Consider the following 11,179-nt stretch of genomic DNA (forward strand, 5'->3'; position numbering starts at 1 on the left):
CGCACTCACCTCCATTCGAGGGGACAGGCTTTAGCAGATCGCGGCGGTGGGGTCCACGGCGCGGCGCGGCCCGCCGCCCATTGCCGGGCAGCATGGGCCGCGGCCGATGCGACGCTCTTGACCATCCAGCCTTGGTGGCTTCTGCTGAGGCCCGGCCGGCGAGTTCCCGCCAAAGAAGGGCCGGTCCAGATCGAAATCGACAACGACGCTGAAGGGTCACAGGGACAAGGCCATGCGTGTATCAGCAGCTTACAGACTGCAGGGTCCGAGCCGGCCGCAGCCGGCGCATTCCAAAGCGACGGGGGCGGCATGACCAGCGTCGGCGCCCGCCTGGCCCGCTTCCGACAGAAGCTCGGCCTCAGCCAGGACGATCTCGCAGCCCGCCTCGGCATTGCCGAAAGGACCTACCAGGCCTACGAGCGGAACGAAACCGAGCCCAAGTGCCATGTCCTCAAGGCACTGGCCGAAATCGGTGGTGACCCGACCTGGATCGTCACGGGCCGCTCCGTTGCCACCGGCCCTGCGCCGGGCCGACCGGCCAACGACTGGAACCACGGTCTGGTCGAGATTCCCCATTTTTCCGACTCGATCCGCCTGCCCGACGAAGCTGCCATCGGTGGCAGCGGTGCGGTCGGTCCGCTGCTCCTCTCCGCCGACTGGGCACGGGCCATGACGGAGTGCGATCCCAACGTTCTGGTTCACGCCATTGCCGTCGGTGATGAAATGGAACCGTTGCTCGGCCGCGGCGATCTCATGCTGATCGATAGTTCGGAACGCAGCCTGAGCCATGACCGCACTTATGCCTTCCTGGTCCGTGACACGCTCTTGATCCGGCGCATCTGCCGGCGCGTCTCCGGCGAAATTCTGCTGCTGGCCGAAAAGAGCTGCTATCCTAGCGAGAATTTCCCCACCGCCGACACTGCGGACGGTCCGGTGATCATCGGCCAGGTCGTTTGGCACGGGCGCCGGATCGGCGTGTGAACATGGTCAGAAGTCGTGGTTGTCGTCGTCTTCCCAGACGACGCAATTGCGGCCGCCGTTCTTGGCCATATAGAGCCGGTAGTCCGCCCGCGACATCACCGCGGCCGACGTGTCGCGCGGCATGACCGAGGCGACACCGATGCTGACGGTGACGAAGATGCGCTGGCCGTCGAAATCGAAGGCGTGGGCCGCCATCTTCTTGCGCAGGCGGTCGGCCACTTCGGCGGCGACAAATTTGGGTAGGTTGGGCAGCAGGACCATGAATTCCTCGCCCCCGACGCGGCCCACCAGGTCGCCACCACGCACGGTCGAGCCGATGATCTCGCCACAGACGTGGATCACTTCGTCGCCTGCGGCATGGCCGAATTTGTCATTGACCGCCTTGAAGTGGTCGAGGTCGAGGGCGAGAACGCTGGCCAGCCCGCCATCGGCCGCGATTTCCGACATCTTGCGCTCGAGCCCGGCGAGAAATTCCTCCCGGCGGAGGACGCCGGACAAGCCGTCGGTCGTCGCCCGCGCCGTCGCGTCGACATAGAGATGATAGGGCTGCAGGCGCAGGTAATAGGCGAAGCCCCCGGCGCTCAGGGTCACCGCGGCGACCAGCAGATAGATCAGCGGATTGCGGCGCAAAATGCCGAGGATGTCGAAACGCCCCATGCGCACCAACAGCCCCGCCACCGTCGGCGCGCCGGCACCGTTGCGGGTCACCGTCATCATGGCCATGGCATTGCTGGCCTGCAGCCCGACCACTGCCCGTCCCTCGCCCGAGCAGACGGCGCGGGCGATCGGCTTGATGTCGTCCCGGCTGTCGATCGGCATCTCGCGCCCGAACCACCGGGTCAATTCGGCCCGGCAGCCGTCCACGTCTTCGCTGGGCATCGGCGTTTCGGCCCGGCGGACCTCGAACATATCCATCAGGTCGACCTGGACAGGCATGGCACTCGGTTCGGCCGTTCCCTGGAACATGAGAACCAGCCGCGCGATGTCGAACCGCGATGCCTGCTGGATAATGGCCGACACCAACATCAGCGTACCGATGGTCATCGCCAGGGCGAACAAGGCGGAGATCACGCCCGCATAGATCGGCCGCGCCCTGCCACGAGGACCCGCCGGATGCCCACTCTCGCCTTTCGACATCGGTGCTCTTCTGCGCATGAGTAGCGAATTGGCGCTACAGTCCGGCACAGCCTCGGTCCGGGATTTGACTTCTGTCAAATGCCAAAGTTATCCGCGGTCAATTTTCCCCATTCTTGTTGTGATTTCGTCGCGCCCGATCAGGGGCAGCAACAGCCGCATCTCTGGCCCATGATCACGCCCGGTGAGCGCCAGCCGGAGCGGCAGGAACAAGGCCTTGCCCTTGGCGCCGGTCGCCGCCCCGATCGCCTTGGTCCAGATTCCCCAGCTCGCACCGTCGAGTGGGCCTTCCGGCAGAAGGTCGGGCGCCGCCGCCAGGACGCCGGCGGGATCCTCGATCGGTCCGACCTCTGGCGCCCGGTGCAGGATGCGCCACCAGTCGGCCGCGTCGGCCAGGGTGGCGATATTGCCGCGCACGGCGATCCAGAATGCCTCGCCCGTACCTTCCGGCAAGCGCTCGCGCACCGCATCGAAGGGCATGATCTGCAGGCAATGGGCAGACAGGGCGCGCAATTCCGCCGGATCGAAACGCGCCGGGGCCTTGCCGAAGCGTGCGAGATCGAAGCCCGTGACGAGATCGTCCAGCGCCGCCACCGGCATCACCGGATCGGCCGTGCCGAGGCGCGCCAGCAGCGCCGAAACCGCGATCGCCTCCACCCCCTCTTCCCGCAGACCGCCGAGAGAGAGCGAGCCGAGCCGCTTGGAGAGTCCCGCCCCGGTCGCGTCGACCAGGAGGGAGAGATGGCCGAAGCCCGGCACGGCACCGCCCAGGGCCTCGAACAGCTCGATCTGCACGCCCGTGTTGGTCACGTGATCCTCGCCCCGGATCACATGGCTGATGGCGAAGTCGATGTCGTCGACGACCGAGGTCAAGGTGTAGAGGGGACGCCCGTCGGCCCTGACCAGCACGGGATCGGAGAGCGAGGCGGTATCCACCACGGTCTCGCCCTTCACGAGGTCCGCCCAGGCGATGCGCCGGCCGTCCAGGCGGAAGCGCCAATGGGGCTGGCCCCGCTCGGCCGTCAGCTTCGCCTTGGCGGCATCGTCGAGCCGGAGTGCCGCGCGGTCGTAGACCGGTGGCTTGTGGCTGGCGATCTGCAGTTTGCGGCGCAGTTCCAGTTCCTCTGCCGTCTCCCAGGCGGGATAGAGCCGGCCGGACGCCTTCAACGCCTCGATCGCCCCGGCATAGCGATCCATCCGGTCGCTCTCGCGGGCGAAAGAATCCCAGCCCAGGCCGAGCCAGCGGAGATCGGCCTCGATCCCGGCGGCGAATTCGGCCGTGGAGCGTTCGGTATCGGTATCGTCCAGGCGGAACAGGAAATGCCCGCCGAGCTTCCGGGCGAACAGCCAGTTGACCAGGGCGATCCTTGCATTGCCGACATGGAGCCGGCCGGTCGGGCTCGGCGCGAAACGGACGCGGACCATCAGCGGGCGTCTCTGAAGCCGTTGGTGATCGGATAGCGGCGATCGCGGCCGAACAGCTTGCGGCCGATCTTCACGCCTGGCGCCGCTTGGCGCCGCTTGTATTCGGCGACATAGAGCAGTTGCTCGATCCGCCGCACCGTCGCCGGCGCATGGCCGCGGGCGACCACATCCTCGAAGGCCATTTCCTGCTCGACCAGGCATTCCAGGATGTCGTCCAGCTCTTCATAGGGCGGCAGGCTGTCCTGGTCCTTCTGGTTCTCGCGCAGCTCGGCGGTCGGCGGCTTGGTGATCACCCGTTCCGGCATCACGGCGCCATCGGGTCCGAGGGCGCCTTCCGGCCGGTTCTCGTTCCGCCAGCGCGACAGGGCGAAGACCGTGGTCTTGTAGATGTCCTTCAGCACCGAATAGCCGCCGCACATGTCGCCATAGATGGTGGCATAGCCGACCGAGACTTCGGACTTGTTGCCCGTGGTCAGCACCATGTGGCCGAATTTGTTGGAGATAGCCATGAGCGCCAGGCCGCGGGCGCGGGACTGGATGTTCTCTTCCGTGATGTCGGGCTTCCGGCCTTCGAAGACCGGCCCCATCATCTGGCCGAAGGCGGCCACGGCGGGCTCGATCCCCACTTCGTCGAGCCGACAGCCGAGCAGCTTGGCGCAAAGCTCGGCATCCTCCAGGCTGTCGCGGCTGGTATAGCGGGACGGCAGCATGACACACCAGACCCGCTCCGGCCCCAGCGCATCGACCGCCACGGCGGCCGAGATCGCCGAATCGATGCCGCCCGAAAGGCCGAGGACGACCCCCGGGAACCGGTTCTTGGCGACATAATCGCGCAAGCCCAGCATCATGGCGCCATAGATCTGGCCGAGCCGATCGGGTATCGCGGCCGCCGGCCCGTCGAGCGGGCGCCAGCCGTCCGTCCCCTTCCGCCATTCGATCACGGCGAGGGATTCCTGGAACGCCGGCATGCGGAACATCAGGTCGCCCGCCGGATCGACGGCGAAACTGGCACCGTCGAAGACCAGCTCGTCCTGGCCGCCGACCTGATTGAGATAGACCAGCGGCACGCCGCATTCGGCGGCCCTTGCCGCGGCCAGTTCGACTCGCACGCCGTCCTTGTCCGCCTCGAAGGGGCTGCCGTTCGGCACCAGCAGGAGATCGACGCCCTGGGCCGCCAGCGGGCTGCAGACCGCCGGGGTCCAGATGTCCTCGCAGATGGGAAGGCCGAGGCGCAGGCCGCGGAATTCGACCGGGGCCGGTGTCGGGCCCGGCTGGAACACCCGCTTCTCGTCGAAGACACCGTAATTGGGCAGGTCCACCTTGAAGCGGAGCGCTGCGATCCGCCCGCCGTCCAGCAGGGCGACGGCATTGTGCAGGAGCCCCGCCTCGCGCCAGGGCACGCCGACCAGCAGGGCCGGCCCGCCGTCCGCCGTCTCGCCGGCCAGGACATGCACGGCCGCCATGGCGTCGTCGACGAAGGCCGGTTTCAGCACCAGGTCTTCCGGCGGATAGCCGGTGACCGAAAGCTCGCTGGTGACGAGCAGGTCGGCCCCCGCTGCCGCTGCGCGGGCAGCGCGGATCTTCGCCACATTGCCGGCGATGTCGCCGACGGTGAAATCGATCTGGGCCAGGGCCAGGCGGAAGCACGCGGTCATGGCAGAAGCATTAGCGGGCGGCGCGAAGCTCGGCAACGGCCGCATTGTACTGGCCGCCATTCCCGCTATCGTCGGCACCAAGAACGAGGCCTGAAAAAATGGGGAGGAGAGCATGATCGTCAATCGCCAGTTCCGCCTGAAGCGGCGGCCGCATGGCCGCGTCGAACGCGCCGATTTCGATTTCCTGGAATCGCCGGTGCCGGAGCCCGCCGAGGGTCAGGCCGTGGCCCGCAACCTCTATCTGTCGCTCGATCCGACCAACCGGATCTGGATGACGGACATGGAGCAATATATGCCGCCCGTCGCCCTGGGCGAGGTGATGCGGGGTGGCGGCATCGGGCGGATCGTCGCCTCCCGCCATCCGGGCTACAAGGAAGGCGATCTCGTTTCCGGCCTGCTCGGCTGGCAGGACTATTGCCTGATCGGGGCGCCGGGCGAATTGCTGCCGCCGGCCGTGATCCCGGATGGATTGCCGATTCCCTTGCCCACCCTGATGGGCGCCTGCGGCATGACCGGCTTGACCGCCTATTTCGGCCTGACCGTGATCGGCGAGCCCAAACCGGGCGAGACCGTGGTGGTTTCGGCCGCGGCTGGCGCCGTCGGCTCGGTGGTCGGCCAGGTCGCCAAGATCCTGGGCGCGCGGGTCGTCGGCATCGCCGGCGGGCGGCAGAAATGCGAATTGCTGGTCAAGGAATTCGGCTTCGATGCCGCAGTCGACTACAAGGCGCCGGATTTCCTGGCTCAGCTCGCGGCGGCGACGCCGAAGGGTGTCGACGTCAATTTCGAGAATGTCGGCGGTACCATCATGGAAGCGGTGGTCGCCCGCATGAATCTCTATTCCCGGATGCCGCTGTGCGGGATGATCTCGACCTATAACGAGGACACCGCGCCGCGCTACGACCTGCGCCCCTTCCTGATGAAGCGGATCCGGCTTCAGGGCTTCATCATCACCGATTTCAAGGACCGTTTCATCGAGGGCAGCATGCAGCTCGCCCAATGGCACATGGAAGGCCGGCTGAAGTCGCGCGAAACCGTGGTCGAGGGCTTGGATCGTGCGCCGGAAGCCCTGAACATGCTGTTCGACGGCACCAATATCGGCAAGCTGGTGGTCCGGATCTGAGCCTATTCGGCGGCCTGGGGCTCGATCGAACTGCGCAGCGGGCGCTCCTCCATCAGCCCCAGGAAGACCAGCGAGGCGCCGAGGCAGCCGGCCGCCGCCCAATAGACGTTGGAAAAGACGGCCGCGAGGTCCCTTCCCTGCGCCGCCATTTGGCCGGCCAAGGCGTGCAGATCGAGCGCATCGCCCGCCGTGGCGCCGATGCCGGCGAAGAAGATCGCGCTGAACACGGCGACGATCACGGCGCTGCCGAGCGCCCGGAAGAAATTCATCGCGCCGGTCGCCGTGCCCATCTGCGCCATCGGCACGGCATTCTGGATGGCGACCGTGGTGACCGGCAGCACCAGGCCGATGCAGAAGCCGGCAACCGCCAAGAGAAGCGCCGTGCCGGCATCGCCGAAGCCGGCCGGATAGAGGGCGAGCAAGGCCATCAGCAGCCCCGCGCCGCCGCAGCCGGCGAGCGGCAGGATCTTGTAATGCTCGATCCGCGCCATGCCGCGCCCCGCCGTGGTGGCGCCGAGCGGCACCGCGCCCATGAGCGAGATCAGCATCAGCCCGGCCGTGCTCGCACTATGGCCCAGCACCGCTTCGAGATAGATCGGCACCACCATGCAGAGGCCGATCAGCGTGCCCATGGTCAGGAGCGCGCCCATGATGCCGAAGCGCACCACCGGGTTGAACAGGACGGAGAGCGGCAGGAACGGCTGTTCCGCCACGGTGATGCGCCAGCCAAAGGCGGCCCAGAGCAGGGCCGATCCGGCCAGCAGGCCAACGATCGTCACCGATCCCCAAGGGTAGACGACACCGCCCCAGGTGAGTGCCAGCATGAGCACGACGGCCGCCCCCGCCATCAGCCCGGCGCCGATCAGGTCGAGGCGATGGTGCCGGTCGACCCGCGGCAGGCCGCGCAGTGCCCGGTCGGTCATGGCATAGGCCAGCACGCCGAGCGGCAGGTTGATCCAGAAAACGAGCGACCAATGCAGGTGTTCGGCCGTCACGCCGCCCAGCACCGGTCCGCCGATCGAGGCGAGGCCGAAGACGCTGGCGATATAGCCCTGGAAGCGCGCCCGTTCCTTGGGCGAGACGACGTCCGCGATGATCGTCTGGGCGAGCGAGATGAGCCCGCCGCCGCCCAGCCCTTGGACCGCCCGCATCACGATAAGGATCAACATGCTGGGCGCCAGCGCACAGGCGATCGAGCCGGCCACGAAGATCGATATCGCGATCAGCAGGACGACTCGGCGCCCATGCACGTCGCTCAGCTTGCCGTAGAGCGGGGTCACGGCGGTCGACGACAGCAGATAGGCCGTGATCACCCACGACAGGTCGGCGACGTCGCCGAGATCGCGGCCGATGGTCGCAAGCGCGGTCGCGACGATGGTCTGATCTAGCGCGCCGAGGAACATCGCCAGCATGATGCCGATGATGATGCGGCGCACTTCCGCGGGATTCAGGGGCTTCCGGGCCGGCTTTTCCATCGTCGGATGGTCCGGGTGGAACCCCGGAAAGGCAATCGTGCTGGACGCATGGCTGATGCGCCCAGGCCGCCACCGCCTTTGCGGCGCAACGGAAATCTGGCATTCTATGCCGCAGTGCAGCAAAGACCGTGTCTCGCCGGCAATGCCCTTCCGCCGCTTGGCAGCTCGTGCAAGATGGCAAGGCGGGCAGCGCGCACGGTTGCGGCCAAGGAACAGCATCATGCTCGAACGCTTGAATGACGTCGGCCACGCCTCGGAAATCGAAGAGATCGCCCAGTCCTACGATCGGGTCGCCCTGGTCTTCCAGGGCGGTGGTGCGCTCGGCGCCTATCAGGCCGGGGTCTACGAAGCCCTGGCGGAACGCGGCGTGCAGCCGAACTGGCTGGCCGGGGTTTCGATCGGCGCGGTCAATCTGGCGATCATCGCCGGCAACCCGCCGGAGCGCCGGGTGGAAAAGCTCCGCGAATTCTGGGAGCTGATCTCAGACCGCAAGATCTGGCTCTACACGCCGGACGGCGACATGTTCCGCTCCTGGCGCAATCAGTGGAGTTCGGTCGTCACCACGCTGCAGGGTCAGCCGGGCTTCTTCACGCCGCGCACCGTCAACCCCTGGCTTCAGCCGCGCGGGGCCGAAGGCGCCACCAGTTTCTACGACACGAGCCCGCTGCGCGAGACCCTGAAACGCCTGGTCGATTTCGAGCGGCTGAACGACGACAGCGTTTTCTTCTCGGTCGGCACCGTCAACGTGAAGAACGGCAACTTCCTCTATTTCGACAATTGGCGGGACACCATCCTGCCCGACCATGTGATGGCCTCGGGCGCCCTGCCCCCGGCCTTCCCGCCGGTGAGGATCGACGGCGAATATTATTGGGACGGCGGCATCGTCTCGAACACGCCGCTCCTGCATCTGCTGAGCCAGAAGGAACAGCTCTCCACCCTCGCCTTCCAGGTCGACCTGTTCAGCGCCTCCGGCGCCCTGCCGCGCGACATGCGCGACGTCATGGCGCGCCAGAAGGACATCGCCTATTCGAGCCGCACCCGCTTCACCACCGACACCTACCGCCGCGACCACGACTTCCGCCTGCGCGTGGCGAAATCCCTGTCCAAGGTCCCGGCCCATCTCCTGGACGAGGAAGACCGCAAGCTGCTGGCCGAAGTCTCCAACATCCCGCCGGTCAACATCGCCCATCTAATCTATCAGCAGGAAGTCTACGAGGGCGACGCCAAGGACTTCGAATTCTCCCGCACCTCGATGGAGGAACATTGGCGTTCCGGCTACGAGGATACCAAGCGGACCCTGTCCAGGCCCGACTGGCTGCGCAAGCCAGACGCCGGCTGCAGCGTGAAGGTCCACGACCTCCACCACGACTATGACCGCTGACGATCAGTCCCGCTCGCGCAGCAGGAATTCGCGGCCGATCTTGACCGACTGGCGATCGCCATAGCGGACGATGTCCGCCGTGGCATAGGTCTCGCGCCAGTCCTCCGGCAGGAAGGAGCCGGTGCCGACCACGTCGATCGGCGCCGCCACGCTCGCCATCACCTTGCATTTGGCCGGCCCGAAGCCGGACGAGGCGACGATCTTCACCGCCCCGTAACCGGCCGCGTCCAGCGCCTCGCGCAGGCGGAACACGGCGGCCGCCGAAACCCCGGTGCCGACCAGCCATTTCAGCTCCTCCTCCGTCCGGTACTGGCGGAAGGAACCGGGCGCGTGGCGTTCCAGCACGGCATAGCTCGCCTGCGGGTCGAGCCCTTCGAGGAAGCGGCCGCCGTGGGTATCGAGCCGGACCGAGAGACGGCCCTCGCCCGCCATCTCGGGAAAACGCCGGCAGACCTCGAGCGAATCCGAGATTTCGCGGCCGTAATAGTCGGGCAGGATGGTGAGCGGCACGCCCGGGTTGGCGGCGACGAACATCTCCGCCGCCCGCACGGTCGAGCCGGCATAGCCGATCAGGGCGTGCGGCATGGTGCCGAGGCCGGCAGTCGCCCCGAAGAAACCCGCCGTCGCATCATTGGCGCCGCCGATGAAGCCCCTGGCCCCGACCGCCCGCTTGGCCGCGGCCGAGCCGACCGCGGCGGCATAGGCCATCAGGGCCATCATCTCCGGCCCCGTGGTATGGCGCGCCTCCATGGCGAGGAAGGCGACCTTGGGCATTTCGCAGCACATCGAATAGGCGTTGAAGGCAGCGACGCAGGCGGCCCCGATCTTCTGGAGATAGAGCGTTTCGAGTTCCACCAGGGCGGCGAAGGAGCCGGTGATATAGAGCATCGGCTCGCCCGCCCCGACCCAGTCCCCCTCGGCATAACGCGGCTCGATCACGAAGCGCGTGCCGCGCGCCGCCGCCACCGCCTGAAGCCAGTCGATCGCCGGCTTGCCGGCGAACAGCACCGGCCGGCGCATGAAGACGGCATAGGTCACCTCGACATCGCCGAACATCTCGACGATCGCCCGCGTCCGCTTGAAATAGGCATCGGTCAGCGCGGCGATGCTGGCGTCGTCGGTCGCCGGCAGCGGCAGGGGCGAAGGCTCGGTCATGGTGACTCCGGGGGGGTCGGGGGCTGTCAGCATAGGCAGGGCCGGTCCTTGCGCCAAGATCGGCCGCTCCATCACTCCCTATGGACGGCCTTTGGAGTCCCTTCCCGCCAAGCTGGCGCGGCGGAGCCAGACGTAAGGCTGGAATGTCGCCGCTGCCATGGAAGCAGCCAGCAAGAACGGATAGCGCAACAGGTCGGCGTCACCCCTGACGCCGAGAAAATAGCGGGAAGTCGTGGCGGATCCGCCAGTGTCGAACGCCATCAAGATCAGGGTGCTCCAGGCCACCATATGCACGAGTGCCAGGGCCTTGGCGACGTCGGCCCCTTTCGGCGCGTCTTGCCGCACCGGCAGGACCTGCGTTTCCGCTTTGCGCCAGCGGAGAAGCGCATAACTTGCCCCATAGAGCGGCGCGAGGACCAGTGCATAGGTCAGGAAGGCCGCGCCGAGGACATCGAGGGCCATCGTGGCCCGCGCGCAATCCGTCGCCGACGATCGGACGATGCGGCTGATGGCCGGAATCATCAGGGCGAGATGGTCGACATCCGTCAGGCCGTCGCCGCTGCGGCACGCTGCCGGGGAGCCGATCCGGTTCAAGGCAGACACGACGTTGCCGACGAGGTAGAAGAGCGGCAGCAGAAATACCGCAGCGCTGGAACCGGCAGGCCTGCCCACGTCGCGCCCTCGATCCAAGATTACATTTTCCAGCCTCGACCATAGCGGGAATTCTGGGTCGATCCAATGTACGCGATCGAGACGGTCGCGATCAGGCTGATCAAAGATCCGATAGGGCGACGCCTGCCGATCTGTGACGGTCAGCATAGGCAGGGCCACTGTCATCCGCCAAGATGGCGCA

General features: G+C 66.9%; 9 protein-coding genes. 3 read left to right on the forward strand and 6 right to left on the reverse strand.

Annotated features, from left to right (window positions below; translation table 11 throughout):
- Positions 1–981: XRE family transcriptional regulator (locus WC493_RS19025; protein WP_373067394.1), on the forward strand; the 981-nt coding region annotated here is incomplete at its 5' end.
- 6 nt (positions 982–987) lie between these two features.
- On the opposite strand, the gene WC493_RS19030 is transcribed toward WC493_RS19025, so the two are convergent.
- The 3 genes from WC493_RS19030 to WC493_RS19040 all read right to left on the reverse strand — a co-directional run bounded on the left by WC493_RS19030 (position 988) and on the right by WC493_RS19040 (position 5,195).
- On the reverse strand, positions 988–2,118 hold the full coding sequence (locus WC493_RS19030) for a GGDEF domain-containing protein (RefSeq protein ID WP_373067396.1): 1,131 nt from the start codon (positions 2,116–2,118) through the stop codon (positions 988–990).
- Between the two features lie 87 nt (positions 2,119–2,205).
- The gene (gene gltX, locus WC493_RS19035) at positions 2,206–3,540 is read right to left on the reverse strand and encodes a glutamate--tRNA ligase (protein ID WP_373067399.1); all 1,335 of its coding nucleotides are present in this window, start codon (positions 3,538–3,540) and stop codon (positions 2,206–2,208) included.
- On the reverse strand, positions 3,540–5,195 hold the full coding sequence (locus tag WC493_RS19040; protein ID WP_373067401.1) for an NAD+ synthase: 1,656 nt from the start codon (positions 5,193–5,195) through the stop codon (positions 3,540–3,542). The genes gltX and WC493_RS19040 overlap by 1 nt, the downstream gene beginning before the upstream one ends.
- 112 nt (positions 5,196–5,307) lie before the next feature.
- Here WC493_RS19040 and WC493_RS19045 point away from each other — a divergent pair, with 112 nt between their 5' ends.
- On the forward strand, positions 5,308–6,315 hold the full coding sequence (locus tag WC493_RS19045) for an NADP-dependent oxidoreductase (RefSeq protein WP_373067404.1): 1,008 nt from the start codon (positions 5,308–5,310) through the stop codon (positions 6,313–6,315).
- Between the two features lie 2 nt (positions 6,316–6,317).
- Here WC493_RS19045 and WC493_RS19050 read toward each other — a convergent pair whose 3' ends face one another.
- Positions 6,318–7,790, reverse strand: coding sequence for an MDR family MFS transporter (locus WC493_RS19050; RefSeq protein WP_373067406.1), 1,473 nt, complete (start codon positions 7,788–7,790; stop codon positions 6,318–6,320).
- Between the two features lie 220 nt (positions 7,791–8,010).
- On the opposite strand from WC493_RS19050, the gene WC493_RS19055 reads away from it, so the two are divergent.
- Complete coding sequence (locus WC493_RS19055) at positions 8,011–9,171, forward strand: patatin-like phospholipase family protein (RefSeq protein ID WP_373067409.1); 1,161 nt, start codon at positions 8,011–8,013, stop codon at positions 9,169–9,171.
- Positions 9,172–9,174: 3 nt separating this feature from the next.
- Here WC493_RS19055 and WC493_RS19060 read toward each other — a convergent pair whose 3' ends face one another.
- Both WC493_RS19060 and WC493_RS19065 read right to left on the reverse strand, forming a co-directional pair.
- Positions 9,175–10,326, reverse strand: a complete 1,152-nt coding sequence (locus WC493_RS19060) for a nicotinate phosphoribosyltransferase (RefSeq protein ID WP_373067411.1) — start codon at positions 10,324–10,326, stop codon at positions 9,175–9,177.
- A 78-nt stretch (positions 10,327–10,404) separates the two neighbouring features.
- A partial coding sequence (locus tag WC493_RS19065; protein ID WP_373067413.1) for a hypothetical protein occupies positions 10,405–11,179 on the reverse strand: 775 nt, incomplete at its 5' end.

This window comes from Zavarzinia sp., assembly GCF_041650655.1.
Lineage (GTDB): Bacteria > Pseudomonadota > Alphaproteobacteria > Zavarziniales > Zavarziniaceae > Zavarzinia.

What these genes read in the sequence shown, in the direction of transcription:
- WC493_RS19050 (WP_373067406.1), bottom strand. Translation starts at nt 7,790, where the DNA reads ATGGAAAAGCCGGCCCGGAAGCCCCTGAATCCCGCGGAAGTGCGCCGC.
- WC493_RS19045 (WP_373067404.1), top strand. Translation starts at nt 5,308, where the DNA reads ATGATCGTCAATCGCCAGTTCCGCCTGAAGCGGCGGCCGCATGGCCGC.
- WC493_RS19060 (WP_373067411.1), bottom strand. Translation starts at nt 10,326, where the DNA reads ATGACCGAGCCTTCGCCCCTGCCGCTGCCGGCGACCGACGACGCCAGC.
- WC493_RS19040 (WP_373067401.1), bottom strand. Translation starts at nt 5,195, where the DNA reads ATGACCGCGTGCTTCCGCCTGGCCCTGGCCCAGATCGATTTCACCGTC.
- WC493_RS19030 (WP_373067396.1), bottom strand. Translation starts at nt 2,118, where the DNA reads ATGTCGAAAGGCGAGAGTGGGCATCCGGCGGGTCCTCGTGGCAGGGCG.
- WC493_RS19055 (WP_373067409.1), top strand. Translation starts at nt 8,011, where the DNA reads ATGCTCGAACGCTTGAATGACGTCGGCCACGCCTCGGAAATCGAAGAG.
- gltX (WP_373067399.1), bottom strand. Translation starts at nt 3,540, where the DNA reads ATGGTCCGCGTCCGTTTCGCGCCGAGCCCGACCGGCCGGCTCCATGTC.